The sequence below is a fragment of the Microcoleus sp. Pol12B4 genome, assembly GCF_036701385.1.
Taxonomy (GTDB): Bacteria; Cyanobacteriota; Cyanobacteriia; order Cyanobacteriales; family Microcoleaceae; genus Microcoleus.
In genome coordinates this window covers 1-18416 of record NZ_JAUBQR010000035.1, presented here as the reverse complement: position 1 = coordinate 18416, position 18416 = coordinate 1, and the positions used below count along the sequence as shown (strand labels likewise).

General features: G+C 45.7%; 16 protein-coding genes, 1 tRNA gene and 1 pseudogene. 9 read left to right on the top strand and 9 right to left on the bottom strand.

Annotated elements, in window-relative coordinates; all coding sequences use genetic code 11:
- Positions 1-27: 27 nt before the first annotated feature.
- Positions 28-1044 (bottom strand): hypothetical protein, encoded by a 1017-nt coding sequence (locus QUA38_RS07435; RefSeq protein WP_333160516.1) that lies wholly within the window; start codon positions 1042-1044, stop codon positions 28-30.
- Positions 1045-1281: 237 nt separating this feature from the next.
- Here QUA38_RS07435 and QUA38_RS07430 point away from each other — a divergent pair, with 237 nt between their 5' ends.
- Genes QUA38_RS07430 through QUA38_RS29285 form a run of 3 tightly spaced genes read left to right on the top strand, consistent with a single transcriptional unit; the run spans position 1282 to position 2193 of the window.
- The gene (locus tag QUA38_RS07430) at positions 1282-1482 is read left to right on the top strand and encodes a hypothetical protein (protein WP_333160514.1); all 201 of its coding nucleotides are present in this window, start codon (positions 1282-1284) and stop codon (positions 1480-1482) included.
- A 49-nt stretch (positions 1483-1531) separates the two neighbouring features.
- Positions 1532-2059 (top strand): hypothetical protein, encoded by a 528-nt coding sequence (locus QUA38_RS07425; RefSeq protein ID WP_333160512.1) that lies wholly within the window; start codon positions 1532-1534, stop codon positions 2057-2059.
- Positions 2005-2193: a DUF6999 family protein gene (locus tag QUA38_RS29285; RefSeq protein WP_445305034.1), complete on the top strand. Its 189-nt coding sequence runs from the start codon at positions 2005-2007 to the stop codon at positions 2191-2193. Before QUA38_RS07425 ends, QUA38_RS29285 begins: the two co-directional genes overlap by 55 nt.
- 125 nt (positions 2194-2318) lie before the next feature.
- Here QUA38_RS29285 and QUA38_RS07420 read toward each other — a convergent pair whose 3' ends face one another.
- Complete coding sequence (locus tag QUA38_RS07420; protein ID WP_190663661.1) at positions 2319-2456, bottom strand: hypothetical protein; 138 nt, start codon at positions 2454-2456, stop codon at positions 2319-2321.
- Between the two features lie 317 nt (positions 2457-2773).
- Between QUA38_RS07420 and msrA the strand changes: the two genes are divergently transcribed.
- The 4 genes from msrA (at position 2774) to QUA38_RS07400 (ending at position 4988) form a co-directional block, all read left to right on the top strand.
- Positions 2774-3427, top strand: a complete 654-nt coding sequence (msrA, locus tag QUA38_RS07415) for a peptide-methionine (S)-S-oxide reductase MsrA (RefSeq protein WP_333160510.1) — start codon at positions 2774-2776, stop codon at positions 3425-3427.
- Between the two features lie 176 nt (positions 3428-3603).
- Positions 3604-3909, top strand: a complete 306-nt coding sequence (locus QUA38_RS07410) for a hypothetical protein (RefSeq protein WP_333160508.1) — start codon at positions 3604-3606, stop codon at positions 3907-3909.
- A gap of 121 nt (positions 3910-4030) precedes the next feature.
- On the top strand, positions 4031-4372 hold the full coding sequence (locus tag QUA38_RS07405; RefSeq protein ID WP_006632275.1) for a YtxH domain-containing protein: 342 nt from the start codon (positions 4031-4033) through the stop codon (positions 4370-4372).
- A 37-nt stretch (positions 4373-4409) separates the two neighbouring features.
- Positions 4410-4988, top strand: a complete 579-nt coding sequence (locus QUA38_RS07400; RefSeq protein ID WP_333160506.1) for a DUF948 domain-containing protein — start codon at positions 4410-4412, stop codon at positions 4986-4988.
- Between the two features lie 14 nt (positions 4989-5002).
- Here QUA38_RS07400 and QUA38_RS07395 read toward each other — a convergent pair whose 3' ends face one another.
- From QUA38_RS07395 to murA, 7 genes and pseudogenes are all read right to left on the bottom strand, one after another.
- The gene (locus QUA38_RS07395) at positions 5003-6745 is read right to left on the bottom strand and encodes a cellulose-binding protein (protein WP_445305033.1); all 1743 of its coding nucleotides are present in this window, start codon (positions 6743-6745) and stop codon (positions 5003-5005) included.
- 449 nt (positions 6746-7194) lie between these two features.
- Positions 7195-8341, bottom strand: a pseudogene (locus QUA38_RS29280) (ISAs1 family transposase); the annotation flags it as partial.
- Between the two features lie 354 nt (positions 8342-8695).
- On the bottom strand, positions 8696-9571 hold the full coding sequence (locus QUA38_RS07380; protein ID WP_333160498.1) for a DMT family transporter: 876 nt from the start codon (positions 9569-9571) through the stop codon (positions 8696-8698).
- A 416-nt stretch (positions 9572-9987) separates the two neighbouring features.
- Positions 9988-10206 carry a hypothetical protein gene (locus QUA38_RS07375; protein ID WP_333098876.1) on the bottom strand — a complete coding sequence of 73 codons (219 nt, stop codon included), beginning with the start codon at positions 10204-10206 and terminating at the stop codon, positions 9988-9990.
- A gap of 205 nt (positions 10207-10411) precedes the next feature.
- Positions 10412-10493, bottom strand: a tRNA-Leu gene (locus QUA38_RS07370).
- On the bottom strand, positions 10472-11341 hold the full coding sequence (locus tag QUA38_RS07365; RefSeq protein ID WP_333160497.1) for a M48 family metallopeptidase: 870 nt from the start codon (positions 11339-11341) through the stop codon (positions 10472-10474). Before QUA38_RS07365 ends, QUA38_RS07370 begins: the two co-directional genes overlap by 22 nt.
- 94 nt (positions 11342-11435) lie before the next feature.
- Positions 11436-12854, bottom strand: a complete 1419-nt coding sequence (murA, locus tag QUA38_RS07360; protein ID WP_333160495.1) for a UDP-N-acetylglucosamine 1-carboxyvinyltransferase — start codon at positions 12852-12854, stop codon at positions 11436-11438.
- Positions 12855-13219: 365 nt separating this feature from the next.
- On the opposite strand from murA, the gene smc reads away from it, so the two are divergent.
- Together smc and QUA38_RS07350 are read left to right on the top strand one after the other, a co-directional pair.
- Positions 13220-17110, top strand: a complete 3891-nt coding sequence (gene smc / locus QUA38_RS07355; RefSeq protein ID WP_333160493.1) for a chromosome segregation protein SMC — start codon at positions 13220-13222, stop codon at positions 17108-17110.
- A gap of 68 nt (positions 17111-17178) precedes the next feature.
- Positions 17179-18204, top strand: a complete 1026-nt coding sequence (locus QUA38_RS07350) for a PRC-barrel domain-containing protein (RefSeq protein WP_333160491.1) — start codon at positions 17179-17181, stop codon at positions 18202-18204.
- Positions 18205-18416 lie beyond the last annotated feature (212 nt).

Sequence of the window (18416 nt, the reverse complement as noted above, 5' to 3'; positions counted from 1 at the left end):
ATTGGGGTAAGGTGCGCAGTGCGCACCCTACAGTTTGAGCAAAGCTTCTTTGATATTTAATGCTAAAAATCTATCCAAGGCGAGATACATCCAGTAAACAGATAACTGACTATCACTGCTAGTCTTATGAAATCCCAAAGCCAGAGCCTGTTTTTCGTACATGGGGTGAATCATCAGCGTGTACAAGTCGCAAATATTGGGAAAATCTGTTTGCATTTCGCTTAAAACTTTTTGTGTGTCTTCCAGAAAAGTAATGCGGTATTCTGACAAATACTGCGGATCGATCATCCAACTGCGGATAAATACTGACTGGCTATTTTGATCTCCTGGTAGCGCCATATTGAAAGGATCCATATCGGAAATAGAACTTAAATGAAGGCTTTTGCTAGGAGCGTTAAAAAAATTGACTTCTGATTCGCTAGCTGTTGGATAAAGTAAGTAAAATCCGACTGGATTGAGGTTATCTGAGCGCCGCAAAACTCGCATTCCCTTTGAGTATTGACGGGCCAAAAGCCGGAGTATTTTAGCGATTTTTTGGGGTACGGCGTTTGTGTTGCGGTTCATCCAGTTGTAATTGGTGGCTAATAAATTGGCAACGGGAATCGCGTCGCACCGAGGGTTGAAATCATCTAATTGGAGTTGTACAGGCTTTTGAGGTTCGGAAATATTTAAGATTTCTGGAACTGGTTGAATTTCTATTTCCGTAGTGTTACCGTCAAAGTGTTTTTTAATTAACCCCAGGGCTGCTAATTTATCTAACATCATTCCGGCGGCGCGATCGCTTCCGCGATCGGAATCGGAGTAAAATAGTTCGGCCGCTTCCCGGTGAGTGCACTGCACTTCTGTTGAGGGCAATTCCAGTTTCGTCAGCGGTGGTTTGAGACGGGGCTGGCTTTCCTGAAGTTGTTTCACCGACAAGTAAACCCAAAGCCTTACAAAGCATTCAGCCCTAGTGCGAGTTACGCCTACTCGTTTCATCAACAGCGAGACAGCCGTGCGTCGTTGAGATTGAGAATACCAAGCATCTAGTTCTTCAATATCCATTTCAGTCACCAAGCAGTGAAGGAACTCTAGTTACATATTGGCTCAATTACAATAAACTTCACCCCGCTTCAGGTTACTTGTTGCTGCTGTTGCTCAACTTGCCTGATTTCCGGCGACTCTACAAGATAGCTGGTTCTTCCTTGCAAGGTCACTACTTCACAAAGCAAAATCAATTTTAGATATTTTCTGGCTGGATTTAACAAACCAACGAACCCGAGTAAATTAGCAACTTTAGAGGTGTACACCATTTACAGTGCTTATATTAATCGGATGGGAAAATTTTTGCTGGGAGAACCGATTAATAATGATGAGATGGAAGAGTATCTTGGCAAAAAAATTGCCTCGCGCCCTTCGAGAGTCAGGCAGCGAATTCTCAACAGCAATGGCATTCAACAGCGCTACTACGCGATCGACAAACAGCAGCACACTATATTCTAACAGTCAAATGGCAGGTTTGGCTGTCCGCGACGTGATTTTTTAGTCAAATTTGGAACCTGGGGCGATCTACTTATTAGCCTGCGCTACCACTTTACCAGACTTATTAGTACCGGGATTTGCCAGCACAGTACACGGGGAAATTTCCAAATTATCTCCCCTAGAAATAGTGTCAACTCAAGGAGTTTGCTGTGCCGGAGTTAGTGCTTTAAATTACGCCGCTTCTCAAATCGAACTCGGCAAAAAACAAACAGCAATTGCCGTCGCTTCCGAATTGGCTTCACGCCTGTTCAAAAACACCAAATTTGAAGCAAAAACTTCAGTACAAGCGGGAACATCCCTGCCTTTCGATACAGAATTTTGTCACCCCGTCAGATACATGATGTTAACTGCTGTGGAAAATAGCAATAAACCTATGATTTCTCAAATTTCTCACTTTTATGAGGTTCCCGAAGCTTCGCCTCTCGAAAGCATTAAACCGGAACCCCCGAAGTCTCTGCAAGCTTATATGTTGCGGGAGTTAGTATGGGTTTGGCTTACCTCAGCGAGATTACTGGCAATTGCGACAGGAATCATGTAATTTTCAACCCCCATCCACTAGCACCCAACAGTCCGTTTAATGCGGCACGCGACTTGTTTTTGCACGGAATAATTGCGGAATATCTCTATGGCTATTTGGAACTGCAAAAAGAAATGAGAAATCTTTCAAAGTAAGGTGCTTAGGTAGATGCAGCGTAAGCACCTTACGAATATAAGTAGCGCGTCCAATAACTTTTTGCGTAAGTCCTGAAGTTTGAAAGAATGGTTAGTTTTTTTAGATCGAAAATTAATATGAGAACTCAAGCTGCTGCTAGCTGTGCTTGTTCTGCTGCTTGGGGCAAAGTCTGATTTACCACAATCCACTTGCCTGTAATGGGGTCGCGGTAAGTAATGAACGGATTAGATTTTAAAGGTTGACTGCAAGGTTTAGCGGCCATTTCTACACGCTCCCAATAAATGGTATTGAATAACTACTACAACACCATACCTTTAATAATCGGCTATTTTGCCTAAAATCCGCGTGATTTATACATGAACAATAGGTGATATTTGAGGTATGTTTTGGTGACAGAGAACACTGCCTAATGTGATTTAAAACTGCGTTGGCAGTGAGCAGTATCACCAAAAACCTTCCGTAAAAAAAATCTGCCTTCTGGTTTTTACCTTCTACCTTTAAGAGGGCCGCTATTTTCAGTATACATCTGATATTATTAAGTAAGGTAAAGACGTTTATTAGAGATCCCCTCACAAACTTATGGTGCTATTTGGATTTGGCAAAAAGTCGAGCCTGCCCTCTCCCCAAGAGGCATTACCGGGACGGGCAGAGTCGATGTCGGTACCGGCAACTCACTTTGTTAACGGCAATCCGCTCAAACCTCCCTTTCCAAACGGCATGGAGACTGCGTTGTTTGGCCTGGGCTGTTTTTGGGGAGCGGAACGCAAATTTTGGCAGCAAAATGGAGTTTTTTCGACGGCTGTTGGCTACGCGGCCGGGATTACTCCGAATCCTACTTACAACGAAGTTTGCAGCGGGATGACGGGACATAATGAAGTAGTTCTGGTTGTGTTCGATCCCAAAGTAATTAGTTACGAAACGCTGCTCAAAGTTTTTTGGGAAAGTCACAATCCTACTCAAGGAATGCGTCAGGGCAATGATTCTGGTACTCAGTACCGCTCGGGAATTTACACGTATTCAGCCAGCCAAAAGCAGCTAGCTGAAGCTTCGCGAGATTCTTACCAGCAGGCTTTGACTGCGGCCGGTTACGGCAAGATTACAACTGAAATTATTGATGCTCCTGAGTTTTATTACGCAGAAAGCTATCATCAGCAGTATCTTGCTAAAAACCCGAATGGTTATTGCGGTTTGGGCGGTACTAAGGTTTGTTTGCCTGCTATGTCTCAGGCTTAAAACTTGACACAGCTTAGGGATAGGGACACATTGTTCAGGACAAAACATTGTTGTGTCCTTAAAACATATATCAGGACACAACAATGTTGTCTCCCTACAATATATCTGGTACGCAGTTGCTCCTAGCCCACCACAAAAAGCGGAATATGTTAGTAGTATTTGAAAATGGGTAATAAATGCTGAGTGCTGTTGTAATTATCAATCTACTAATATCTGTGGTCTGTTTTTATATCGCTGCGAAGGTGTGGAAAATCAGGCGGACGATCGCACGTTTGGAACTTCGGATCGCAGCAATGGAACGCTGTAGCAGCAATGTCCTCAGTACGTCGCCGGATTTCCTTGGTAAAAGGCAGCAAGGTACCTGCCAACTGCGACGGCGCTATCAACAACTGGAATTGCAACTGCAACAGGTTCAGCAACTTTTGGGATTGCTGGGTTTGGGACGGATGCTTTGGTCCAGGCGCGATCGACGTTTGAGGTAAGCTATCCTAAAATTGCCGCCCGTGCTGACTCCGTAGGATTTTCAACAATATTTCTACCTTTGTAAAGGGCTGCGATCGGGCAAACGTGCCTAAAATTGGTGTATGGAGAGAAGTTATAAAAATGTCAACTAAACGTTCAGGATTATTTATTGGCGGTTTGCTTGTGGGTTCTGCGATCGGGGCCGTGACTGGCTTGCTGATAGCACCGCGACCAGGCAAGGAGACGCGGCAGATATTGAAAAAATCGGCCGATGCTTTGCCGGAGTTGGCGGAAGATTTATCGACTAGCGTGCAGTTGCAGGCAGATCGACTTTCTGAAACTGCCATCCGAAATTGGGACGAAACTTTGATTAGACTCAAAGAGGCGATCGCGGCAGGTTTGGAAGCGACTCAGCGGGAGCGCCAAACTCTGTCGGAAGCTGAAGCTGAAGTGAGTCCCCCGTCGCGCCCTCCCATCCGCTAAATGGCATGAAATTCTCAACCCCCAATCCCAGATTCAAGTGAGCGATCCCATATTTTGGCTAGGACTTTCGATTTTGCTAGTGGCAGTTAGCCTGGCTGCTGTTTTAGTGACTTTAATACCTGCGGTGCAAGCGCTGGCCCGGGCCGCCCGCAGCGTGGAAAAGCTCGCTGACACACTTTCTCGCGAATTTCCGCCCACTTTGGAGGCAATTCGGTTGACGGGGCTGGAAATTAGCGAGTTGACGGAGGATGTCAGCGAGGGAGTACAAAGTGCGGGCGAGGTTGTCAAACAGGTCGATCGAAGTATTGGTAGCGCTAAAAAGCAGGCGCAAAACGTGCAGGTAACTACTCGCAGCGTGGTGACTGGGATTAAGGCTGCGTGGAAAACTTTAACTCGGAAGCCGGCGATTTCTGGGACAAATCGCCGATCGACAGATAGATTGTCGCCGAGTCAAAGAAGTGCGCTTGCGCTGAGGGATTCGGCTTTGGAGGACAGATATTCTGGGAGTTACAGTGCCGGTGCGAGTAATGGGGAATCGCCCAGGTTAAGGAGTAGCGAGGGTTCGGGTTTGCCGAGGGATGCTGAAGAGTTTGAGGAAGTGTCGAACGATTCTTGATTGCATCCAATTCCTCATCCTCCCTCAACAGCACAGTCATCCCACCAGCAAGGATTCTTATCAATAAAATCCATCAAAGCATCATACTTAGGTGAACCCTTTTGTTCCACATATTCCAAAGCCCCCCAACTTCCCCACTTCCTAAATGAACTCACATCCACAAAGTGCATAAAAAGACTGCCTCCACTTTGTTTCCAACTATTTAGTAATTGGGTGTAGATATCATACATTTCTGGGCGCCTATTTAATTCCATAAAAAACTTGGTCAGTTTTTCGTTATTCTCAACTCCTTCAATACCTACAATATGTTGACCCCCCTCGTAAACAAATAACTTGAGACCTTTTTTTTGAGCCACCTCTAAGAAATACTTAAAATCATTATCCACATCGGGCAAACTATCATTCGAGCCCGGGATTAACCCGCCCTCTCTTAATTGCTTAAAAGCTTTGCCAAACCCGCCATCGGCCTCATTCAACCAAGATTCTACTTTGCTGACACTTTCTTTACCGCCCAAGTTTCCACTAAAATATCCACTTATAGCATAGGCATCAATGCCGTGTTGATAACAAGGTTTATTGCCCTCAGCTACCCAATAGGGACAATCTAAAGCATAATTTCCTAATTCTCTCCAAGCTTTTTGAGTGCCTAACACGCAGACAACTCGATTCTTTTGATCCCCAAAAACGCCTTTCCAGATATCGCACATTTGAGCAGTACGTATTCCGTGCCATTGCATAAAAGCATCGCCTTTATCTCCCCACCTCGCTTTACCTTGTTTCAAAGCATAATGCGACTGTGGAAATGACCAATTCCAAACCTCATTAGAATACTCTACATAAACTTTCAGCTTTGGATCTAAACTATCTTTTACCATTTTAGCAAAGTTAGTCATATATTCATCTGTAGCCTGATGCGGCATATTAAACCAGGGTTCTTCTTGGACTTTATTAGATAAATTTACCATAACTTCTATGGGAACATTTCCTCTGTAAGCATAGGATATACTCTCAGGTTTAGGTCGGTTTGACCAGTCTTTTTGTTCCGAACCATTTGTCCCCATCCAGTCCATAAAACGCAAGACTCTAAACTTTTTAATCTTGTCTATAAACAGCGGATTAAAGATTTCACCCCTTTGATAAAGCTGTTCATCTTGAGAGTGAACAACTTTAATATTGCGGATATAGTTCCCTGTTTTCTTTGGATCGGTAGCAGTAATTATAATCATTATGCCTCCACCTTGTGTGGCATCGACATTAATGATATCCCTCCCTGGTTTCGACGCAGCCTCATCTTTTTTGGCATCCAAGCTGTATTCGATCGCACCTTCACCCTCATAGGTAACAATATATTGCCCTGAAGGATAGCGATTGGGGATTTCCCTAAGTAATAGGGTACTTACCCTAGTATATTTAGGAGCATCTTCGGGGGATGGAAGAGACTTTACCCACCCATTTTCATCAAGATTTAAAAGATTATACTCATCAGTATCCCATTCACCTTTACAGTTTGGTTGTCCGCTGACGCATTGAGTTATCCATTGTCTAGAAGATTTGAAAGCATCTAAAAAGGGTAATTGTGTTGAGTAGTCAGCAATACCATTAAGCCCAACTCCTAAAGAAGAGCGAGAATTTGATGTATTTTGTACATCTGCACGCACAGCTACTTTGTTATCTACTTGCCGTGTTGGTGTGGGAGCAATATTAGTTGTTAAAGCCCAACATCCGGGAATAAAAATGACAAAAATTAATAAACCCATCACAAAGCCCAGAGCTTTGTTGTTCGATCTGATACTTAATCGAAACATAAATTTGACTAAAATTTGATTGTTTTAGGTAAAATCGAGGCGGGTGAGGCAGTTTTAATTTTTATATGTTATCAGAAAGCTCCTTCTCGAACTATCAGCTATAAGATTATTAACATTTTTCTCTCTCAGTGGAGGCGTGATCGCCCTTTCTGTCCCCAAGTGCGATCGCCCATCTAATCCTCTTTATCCAAATCTTCTTTTTTCGGAGTTTCTGAAGTTGAGGGTAATTCTAGTCGAATGTTAATATCAATTGATACTGTACCAGGGTAAGAGCATCTCAATTAAGGTTGACATAAGGAATAAGAAGAATCAGAGGAATCTAATGTAGAACCTATGAAAAAAGAACTGAGAACTTAAATCATATAATCGTTGTTCATAGATGTCAGTTTCATTTTTTTTCAGAGACTACGTTTATAAGTTTGTTCGCGATTGAGAGCGTTGAGTTCAATACGTTGTAGAATAGTAAAATTGCGCGAACTGGGGAAAGAGCGAATCCGGCAAGCATCTTCAGCAAAAATACAATCGAGAGTCCAATTGGCTCCGTTTTCAATCCCTCAAGTTTTACGGATAGCTTGAGCAATAAGTTGAGGATTACTATCTAAAGAAGTTAAATAAAACTGAACTTCACGAGTAGTTTTGTTCCAAAAATGACGTACACGGACAACCATTACCAGGCTTTGCAATCTTGCCTATATTTTAGGTTAATAAAGTTGAGAAATAGCACTAAAGGGTACAGTCCAAGCTTCCAGAATTTTCCTGCGATTATCTCCTGTTTCAATACGTTTGACATAGCTAAATCAACCAAATGAAAATTCTGCGCTTGCGCGGTTTAAAACCATTGCTGAACTTGATTATATAAAGTTTGGTGATTAGCTTTAATTGCTAGGACATAATCACCTTTATTCTGCATAATCTTATGGGCAATCTCTGTTTGTGTCCCCAGAGCATCAATTTTGATAATCGAGTCTGTGATATTCAGCAACTCTAATAATTCGGGAATGGCTGTAATCTCATTAGATTTATCTTCTACTTTCATATGTGCTAATACCAGACGTTGCGTACTCAGCTAGGCACTAATTAGATGAACGGCTGCAAAGCCTTGATTTCGGTCGTAGGAACCCTTAATTGTCTTGCCATCTCTAGGTATAATCTCTCCTGCCATATTCGTGACCAAGGTTTCTACTCAATTGAGAAAACACTGATTTAAGGCTTCTGAATCTATGCACTCAAACACCGACGAAACTTATCATCTGAAGGAATACCGTTTGGTAATGCCAAAAAATATTTTAACCAGGTTTGTTTATTGATGCCGTAGTTATCGATGTCTTCCCATCCCGGAGCGCCGCCAATTATGGCTAATCTTGCAATTACTAAAAGGTCGGTGAGTTGATGTTTCTTAGTTCGCTCTACTCTGGGGTATTTTAGTCCTCCAAATTGCTTGACTAAACTCTTTTGAATAACTCCAATTTCTACCACAGCTTTGGGATTTTGCACAGGGCAGAACTTTTTTTTGGCATCAACAGAATTAATTTTAAAGCCTTGAGACACAATGATGTTTCTTAGAGATTTTGTTTTTAGATAGGTTTCTCTCCTTTACCATGCTCGGTTCTTGTCTGTCAAGTACAATTCCTACCAAATTTGATGAGCTTACCCTAGCCACGTAAAGTGCGATCACTTATTCAGCAAGCCCTACTTAGTATGCTAATTTTTATCAAAAGATGCCCCAAATCCTTCCGGGGGAAGATTTTTTAGCAATATTTAACTTAAATTAATGCGTTTTTTTAGTTAATTAAGACGTAGTTTAGTTTGTGGCTACTTAAACTAATATTTAATCACACTAAGTACGCAAGATCCTATTTTTTGATTGTTTATCGACACGCCACACTTCTGTGTAAAAGATCATCACTTCAAACCCAATAATAAGGCGATTCCGCCGATCGCACCAACTACCCCCAAAACAGCCCGAATGCTCACTTTTTCGCCCGCCAGTACCGCTAAAGGCAGTATAAATAGGGGACTGGTAGAACTGAGTGTTTGAGCGATTGCTGCGGGTGCATATTTCAGCGAAGTCTGTTGCAGGAAAATTCCGAGATAGGTTCCTAAAAAAGCTGCTAGAATTATTGCACCTAATAGTTTTGGCCATTTTAATTGTTTGAAACTGTCAAGGTTTGTTGGCTTAAAAAAGCACAGCATGACTGCCATGCCGCCGCTCAAACGCAAGGCCGCCGTCCACAGAGGATCTATATCTATTTGAGTGAAGGCGGCGCGGGATAAAATTGCTCCAGCGGCGTGGGTTGTTTGTCCTAATAAACTAATACCTAATCCCTGCCAAATATGTTTTGATGATAAGGTTGTTTCGGCTGTTCGTTCTGCAATTACCCACGCTACGCCGCAGATTGTTAAAAAAATGCCAGTACAAGCAATGGCTGATAACTTTTCTTGCAAAAATATTAAGCCCAATAAAGCTGTTAAAGGAGGAGATAGGGTTTCTAAAAGCAGCGTTCGCCTCGCGCCTAAATATTTTAATACGATAAAGAAAGCGGTGTCTCCGATGCCAATTCCTAGGCCGCCGCTGATCAGCAGCATTGCTAAAATATTAGGGGTGATGGCGGGTAAGGGTTTGCCTAAAATTATTAGAGTGGCAAGGAGCATGAAAAGGGCGATCGCACCTTTGAGCAAGTTTAGCACCACTGCGGGGATTTGCTGTCCCACTCGCTGCCAGATGGTGGAAGATAGAGCCCAGACAAATGCAGCGCCTAAAGCGGCAATTTCACCCATAAAATTTGTTGACTGTTGACTGTTGACTGTTGACTGTTGTTACCAATTCCCCATGCCCAATTCCCAATTCCCCATGCCCGATTCCCCATGCCATATAAATTAGGGTTCCAGGTAGGCTACCGGGAACCCTAGATTTATTAAGCTTTTTTAGCAATGGGCGGTGAAGATAAATCAATACCATCATGTCCGAATAGAGGAAGGAAGCAATTCGGTTGCAGTTTGGGATTTCTTCCTTCCTTTCTTCGGACACCCAAGATATATTTCTACCGTACCCGCTCAATAATCCGGGGTAAATCGCTCAACGATGCACCTCAAATGACGCAAAATCGTTCGTGAGTGGGTAGTCCGCCCCGAATTATTGAGCCGATACATCTTTCTCATCTTTCAGTGGTGCGAAATCAGCAGCAACGAGCATTTTATCGAACTCGTACTCGCTCCATGCCATAGAGTTGTGAATCAACAAAGGCAATATCATACACTTCTGTAATGATCTTACCGATGAATGTTGCTTTACCTGTGGCTAAATCAAGAGTATACAGTTTACTTAACTGATTCCAGACACAATCTTGGATATAAACTGTGCCTGGAACGATGGCTAAATCCAAAGAAGGTATATTGCTTGCCTCATTACTCATCTCTTTCTGTTTTTATTACATAAAAAAGCAGATGAAAGTAATAGTGCGGTTGCTCATGAGTTATTTCAACTGAAGTTCGGAAAATACTCAGCTAGCAACCAAAGCCACCAGCAAGGGCGATATCAAGTGATGATATCTGCACTTGGAGCTACTGGGCTACTTTACACACAGTTCTTTATTAAGGCATCACTAGCTTTTTTAGCAGTGGGCGGGGAGAGAATCGAACTCTCATACCTTTCGGTGTCAGATTTTGAGTCTGATGCGTCTACCAATTTCGCCACCCGCCCTTTTTCGTTTCACCATCATAACACACCGATCGATTTCCTGCAAGCAAAGATTCATAATCTTTTGAACTTGCCCAGCGATCGATCTCTCTGGCGCGCAATACTGGTACAGGATGGGACAACTGAGCCGTCTGAGCTTGTTTGAGCATATCTCCCAGTTGAGTGCTGCTGAGGTCGTCGTAGGCCCGCGCCTGCGCCAAAAACGCATCGACATTCAGTTTGGGAGCTAAAGTCGGCGAACCTCCGGCCAGCTTCATCAACACCGATGCTACCACTCTTGGGTCTTGAGTGGCGAGCAAGGCGGCGCGATCGCACGTAAATTCCGCACACCGCAACCATTCCAACATTTGCGCCTGCAAACCCTGCGCGAGCACGGCTCCCACAGGCGAAATTTGACCTGCGGCCAACACAATTAAATTAGCCAAAGTCAGGTAAACTCCGTGCTCACACTTCAAATGCCCCAACTCGTGAGCAATTACTGCTTTAACTTCCTCGTCTGTGAGCAAATCAATCAGAGAAGTGTGCATCACCACAAAAGGCTGTTTTCCGCGCATCGCAAAGGTGTAAGCATTTGGCATCGGATGCTGGCGGACATAAAGCTGCGGCACCTCCAAATCCAGAGTTTTGCAGGCATCCACTAGCAATTGATACAGGTGGGGCAATTGATTTTCCCCGACTTGGACGCTGGAAGCCAGATTTTCCAGCATAAAAAACTGTTCGCCAAGTTGTCCCAGCAACTGCCGCACGATCAAATCCAGGCCGGGCAGTTGTTTGAGAGTGCTGGTAGCTTCCAAGTCTAGCGGGTGGCGAAACTGGTCTGCTTTCAAACCGATGAGCGGTATGTTCGACATTGTAGTGATTATTCATTAGTCAACAGTTAACAGTCAACAGTCAACCGTCAACAGTTAACCGTCAACAGTCAACAGTCAACGGTCAACTGACTAATTAACAGTTTAAACCCGATCGCACGGGATTGACAGGAGCCTCAGCAGTCGCCGGGTCTGTACCCTCTTTGACCCGCCGCAACTTCGCTCCCAATTTTTGCAGTTTCACCTCTAACTGCTCATAGCCGCGGTCTAAGTGCTGCAAGCTGCTGATGGTGGTGACACCATCGGCTGCAAGTCCCGCTAACACTAACGCCGCCGAAGCCCGCAAATCTGTTGCCACGACAGGCGCACCCGACAGCCGCGACACTCCGCGCACAATCGCGACATTGCCTTTAAGGCGAATGTCTGCGCCCATGCGGTTGAGTTCTGCTACGTGGCGCAAGCGATTCTCAAACACGGTTTCTTTGATCAAGCTGTCGCCTTCACTCAGCGTCAGCAAGGCCATAAACTGAGCTTGCATATCTGTGGGAAAACCCGGATAAGGCAGAGTTTCGATGTCTGTGGCCGAGTGAGTTTGGCCGGGAACTATCCGCAAAATGTCGGGGGATTCTGCAATAATTTTCGCCCCAATTGTCTGCAATTTGGCAATGACTGCGGTCAGGTGGTCGGGAATTACCGGCGACAAACTGATTTCCGAGTGAGTGATAGCTCCTGCTACTAAAAATGTTCCGGCTTCAATGCGATCGGGAATAATTGAATAGTCTACCGCGTGCAGCTTGGGAACTCCCGAAATGACGATCGTATTAGTGCCAGCGCCTTGAATTTTTGCTCCCATAGCGCGGCAGAAATTCGCCAAATCTGCAACTTCCGGCTCTTGAGCCGCGTTTTCAATCACGGTTTCTCCTTCAGCCAGAGTCGCCGCCATCATCAAAGTTTCAGTTGCGCCGACGCTGGGGTAGTCCAAATAAATTTTGGCTCCTTTCAGGCGGCGGTTTGGTCCTTTGACGTAAGCGTGAACCGTGCCGTGGTCGATGTGGACTTCGGCACCGAGGGCTTGCAGACCGCGAACGTGGAGTTCAACGGGTCGCGCGCCGATGGCGCACCCACCGGGTAAGGGCACTTTAGCAAATCCCAAACGCGCTAGCAGTGGCCCGATGATGAAGAAGCTCGCCCGCAGTTGGCTGACTAATTCGTAGGGGGCTTGAGCGTCTATGAGGTTGCTGGCGTTGATGTCTAAAACGTCGCCGTGCTGCTGTAATTTGACTCCTACAGCCGAGAGAATTTGCCCCATGCGGGCGACATCGACTAGACCGGGAACGTTGCGAAGACGGCAATCCTCTGGGCATAGCAGGGCTCCTGCCATGACGACTAAGGCCGAGTTTTTGGCGCCGCTGATTTTGACGTGTCCTTTAAGGGGCTGGCGACCCCAAATTTGCAATACTTGTTGGTCGCTTTCAGGTGAAGCTGGCAGGTTAGATGAGTTCTGAGCTGGTGTAATGGGTTTGCCCTCCATAATGCGCTTCGTTACTTTATACATTATTAATTTTGGTTCGATTTTACCGGAAAGTTTTTATATGTCTAGGGGTAACATGAGGAATTCCGGGAATTATATTTACTGGAATTCAGTAGGGACAAGGCTTTCAGGTTTAATCGCACAAATAATGTCGATCGAGTCTCATGAAGTTATCTGTATCAAAATTTACGTTTATTTGTAGCGGTCGCTTTGATCACAAATCTTGTACGTTTGTCAACGAACTTTTTAAGTAAAAGCCGGCTGGGTTGTTGACAAAGGTGTAAGATATCTGTTCGATCGACAATGCCAGAAAGTTAACACATTGTCGATCGCCCCATTGCCTGTGCTACCCTGTGACAACAACCTAGAGCCAAAGCTACTCCTAGCATATGGTTCACATTAAACGGATCGAACTGACTAACTTTAAATCTTTTGGCGGCACGACGGCCATTCCCGTGCTGCCCGGTTTTACTGTGGTTTCCGGGCCCAACGGTTCTGGGAAGTCCAATATCCTCGACGCTTTGCTGTTTTGTCTCGGACTTTCGAGTTCTAAGGGAATGCGGGCAGAACGTTTGCCGGATTTGGTCAACAGCGCCCAAAACAAGCGCGGTACGATCGAAGCTAGCGTTACTGCGACTTTTGCGCTGGAAGATGTGGGAGAGGAATGGTTCGCCCGGGCTGAAGATGAGGATGAAAATGCAGCAGATGAGTTATCTGTTGAAGCAGAGGAAGTCGAAGGGATAGAAACTGCCGAAACTCCAGATAACAACGGCCAATCATCTCCTGTCAATCAAGAATCGCCTCTATCGGTTGAAGAAGCCGCAGGGATAGAAACTGCCGAAACTCAAGACAATAACGGCCAATCATCTCCTGTCAATCGAAAATCGAAAATCGAAAATCGAAAATCGGAAGAGTTATCTGTTGAAGACGTAGAAGAGATTGAAATCGCAGCAACTCAAGACAACAACGGACAACTCCTCGCTACTAATAAAAAATCCAAAATCCAAAATCGAAAATCGGATGAGTGGAGTGTGACGCGCAAACTTCGGGTAACTCGCCAAGGTACTTATACTTCAACTTATTACATTAACGGTCAACCTTGCACGCTGACTCAACTTCACGAACAACTCAACCGCTTGCGAATTTATCCCGAAGGCTATAACGTCGTGCTGCAAGGAGACGTTACCAGCATTATTTCGATGAATTCTAAGGAACGCAGAGAAATCATTGACGAATTGGCTGGGGTGGCTCAGTTCGATCGCAAAATCTCCTTAGCTAGGCAGAAGTTGGATGAAGTTAAGGAGGTGGAAGAACGCAGCAGTATTGTGGAAAAAGAGCTGATTTCTCAGCGCGATAGACTTGCTTCCGATCGCACAAAAGCGGAAAAATATCAAAAGCTGCGGGCGGAATTTCAAGAAAAGTCGCAATGGGAAATTGTGCTGAAATTCCGTCAATTACAGCAGCAAGAATGGAAACTGCGAGAACAAATCGAAACGGGCGATCGCACTTCTGCATCTCTCACCGAACAAGTGCAAACAATTAGCACCCAAATTCAAGAAGCAACGGCGGAACTCGACGCACTCAATGCCCGCGTTAAAGCTTTGGGAGAGTCGGAATTGTTGGCTTTGCAAGCGACGATTGCCACTCAGGAAGCGGAACGGCGGCAACTGCAAAACCGCAAACAGGATTTGGAAAAAACTGCTGGGCAAATGGCGGCTAGTATAGCACAAACCGAGGAAGAAGTTCGCCAATTCCGGCAAAGTTTGGAGCAAATTGAGATTGAAATATCTTATGTTAAGTCTCAGCAGGGGAGTTTTCAGGAACAGCGGGACGCAGCCCAGCAAACTTTAGATGAAAGTCGGGAAGTTGCAAATGCGATCGCCTCGACGGCCGAAGCTTGGGTACAGCAGCAAACGGAACTGCACCGCCAAATCGAAACAATTCAACAAACTTTGGAACCGCAGCGTACAGAACAAGCTACGATTGGCGAAAGAGCCGATCGCCTGCAAAGTCAAATTCAAGAACAAAACCAATCGCTGCAAGTATTGGAACAGGAAATTGCCGCGAAAAAAGAGCAGCAATCTCGCCTTGGGGAAACCAAAGGCGTGGCATCTTTGCAAGTAGAATCGCTGAATCAGATTTTAGTCGAAGCCGAACAAGAATTGCAACTCCAACAGGAAACTCAAACTCGTTTGTTGGAAGAACAGCGGGAAAGACAGCGCAAATTAGACAAACTAGAAGTGCAGTTTCAAGCACTGCAAGAAGCGACGGGAACCTTTACTGCAAAAATTGTCGCGCAAAGCGGAATAGGCGGAGTTTGCGGCTTGGTGGCTCAACTGGGCAGGGTGGAACCGCGCTATCAGTTGGCGCTGGAAATTGCCGCAGGCGGGCGCATGGGAAATATGGTGGTCGAAGATGACAGCGTGGCTGCTGCTGCGATCGAATTGCTGAAACAAAAACGGGCGGGAAGGATGACGTTTTTGCCTTTGAATAAGATTAGAGGCGGCAGGTATTCGGTGAATGAAAATTTGCGGCGCGCGGCTGGGTTTGTGGATGCGGCTGTTAATTTAATTGATTGCGATTCGCGGTATCAGGAAATTTTTGCTTACGTTTTTGGCAGTACGGTTGTGTTTAACAACCTCAGTGATGCCCGCCGCTATTTGGGACAGTACCGGATTGTCACTTTGGACGGGGAAATTTTGGAAACTAGCGGGGCGATGACTGGGGGAAGTTCTACTAATAGATCTACCTTGCATTTTGGCACGGTTGAGGCTAGTGAGGCTGCTAGTGAAGCGCGGACGATCGCGTCTTTGCAAGAAAGGTTGGAGGAAATTGAGCGGATTTTGGAACGGTGCAAAATTGCGATCGACCGCGCTGCTGTTGCAGTCAAAACTCGCAGCCAAGAATTGATGGAAGCAAAACAAAATTTGCGCGAAAATCAGTTGCGCTTGGAACAGTTGGATTCAGAAATTAAGAATTTGCAAGCGCAACAGGAACAAGTGCGATCGCAAATTGCGAAAAATACACAGGAATTAACTAATTCGCGCTCGAGATTGCAGTTGCTGGAACGAGAATTGCCCGCACAGGAAACTCAATTGCAGCAGTACCGGCAAACTTTGGCGCAGTTGGAAGAGTCGAACAGTCACAGCGAATGGCAGCAAATGCAATCGGGTTTGCGCGCTCTGGAAGCGCAACTGCAAGAGCGAGAATTGGCTCTGAGAAACGTCCAGCAGCGCCTTGTAGACTTGGAAAATCAATTCGGGCGTTTGGAAGACAAAATTAAGGAAGGCAGTGAGAAGTTGCAGGAATGGCAAGTGCAGCAAAACGCGGGGGCGGATGCACTAGATCGCATTGTTTCGCAGCAGTTAGAACTCGATGGACAAATTGCCGCAGCTAAGGCGGCTTTGGGGGAAATTGAGGAAAAATTGGGCGTGGAAAAGGGAGAGCGCGATCGAGCGGAATCTCAATTGCGAGAGAAGCATTTAGCCAAACAACAGTTACAATGGCAGTTGCAAAAACTCCACGAAACCCAGCAAGAACGCCGCGAACAATTAGCCGCAATCCGCACTCTATTGGAAACGCAGCGGGCGGAAATGCCCGACCCCGTGCCGTCGATTCCTGAAAATGTCGAGAAAGCAAATTTGACGGAATTGCAACAGGAAGTAAAGGCGATCGCCAAACGCATTCAAGCTTTAGAACCTGTCAATATGCTAGCCTTGGAAGAGTACAACCGCACTCAAGAACGCCTTCAAGAATTGAGTCAAAAATTGACGACATTGGAAGGAGAACGCACTGAACTGCTGTTGAGAATCGAAAATTTTACCACACTCAGGCGGCGCGCTTTTAAGGAAGCTTTCGACGCGGTTAACGAGAACTTCCAGACTATCTTTGCGGAACTTTCCGAAGGCGATGGCTATCTCCAGCTAGATGACCAGGAAGACCCCTTCAGCAGTGGCTTGAATTTGGTCGCTCACCCGAAAGGCAAACCCGTACAGCGGCTAGCTTCCATGTCTGGAGGCGAAAAGTCGTTGACGGCGCTGAGTTTTATTTTTGCGCTGCAACGCTACCGCCCGTCTACGTTCTACGCTTTTGATGAAGTGGATATGTTTCTGGATGGGGCAAATGTGGAGCGATTAGCTAGAATGATAAAACGACAGTCTGAACAAGCCCAGTTTATTGTTGTGAGTTTGCGGCGACCTATGATTCAATCGGCTGAGCGTACAATTGGCGTTACTCAAGCACGGGGAGCTTATACTCAAGTCATAGGACTGAAGTTGTAGTCCCGGAGTTTATGTTAACGCTCGTGTTGAGTGATATATGTACTTAATAAATCAGGATTAAAGTTAGAATGACATCCGAACAAATCTGCCAACGCTCCGATATTCTAGGCACTCAAGTCATCACCCGCGACAGAGGTAAACGCTTGGGGGTGGTTAGTCAATTGTGGGTGGACATTGACCGGCGGGAAGTTGTGGCGATCGGTCTGCGTGATAATATATTTGCTGTCGCTGGAATGCCGAAGTTTATGTTCCTCAGCAATGTCAGCGAAATCGGCGACGTGCTGTTGGTGGAAGATGAGAGCGCGATCGAAGATGATGTTGATGTTGAAGTCTACAGCATTTTGATTAACAGCGAAGTTATTACCGAAACCGGCGAACTTTTGGGTAGGGTGCGGGGCTTTAGGTTCGACCCCGAAGACGGTAAGTTAGTTTCTATAATTATCGCTTCCCTGGGAATCCCCCAAATCCCCGACCAAGTTCTCAGCACTTACGAGTTGGGGATTGAAGAAATTGTCAGCAGTGGCCCGAATCGCTTGATTGTGTTTGAAGGTTCCGAGGAAAGGCTCAGGCAGCTTAGTGTGGGTTTGCTGGAGCGCGTTGGTTTGGGCCAAGCACCTTGGGAACGGGAAGAGGACGAGGCAGGTTATTATCCGAAACCCGTGGCGACGGGAAATCAATTGGGCCCAGGCGTGCGGATACCTGCACCGGAAATGCGGAGCCGGGTAGCTGCGCCTGCGGTGGAAGAAGTTCCTTGGGATGAGGATTTAGAGTGGAATCGGTCTGCGGTTCGCCAGCCGCAGATGCGCGCGGTGCAGGTACAGCAGCAGCCCATCGAGGATTACGAGGATTACGAAGAGGATAATTGGGGCGGCGAGGAGGACGATTACGAAGAGGAGGAGTACGAGGAGAAGCCGCAATACACTCGCGCTGAGATTTCTCGCCCGAAGCAGCCGGTGGTGGAGTACGAGTACGAGGATGATGTGGAGGCTGATGCTTGGGCTGACGATGAGGCACCGAAGCCTTACCAGGCTCCTAGGGTTAATATCCCTGAGAAAACTAAGACTCCTGAGTACGAGGAAGAGCCTGGTTATTAGGAATTAATCCCTCGGTTGGGCGGGGGCAATTTTACGAGATTGTTTGTTTTAGACATAGATAGTTGGTGAAATCCGCCCCTACAATTGCCTGTAGGGGCGAATTTTATCAACAATATTTTATTTTCACAAATAATTTACTGGAGTTTAGACTAAGAAAAGCTGGCTCAGTTAGAAACTGAGGCATAAAAAATTCATTGGGCAGCCAAATATAT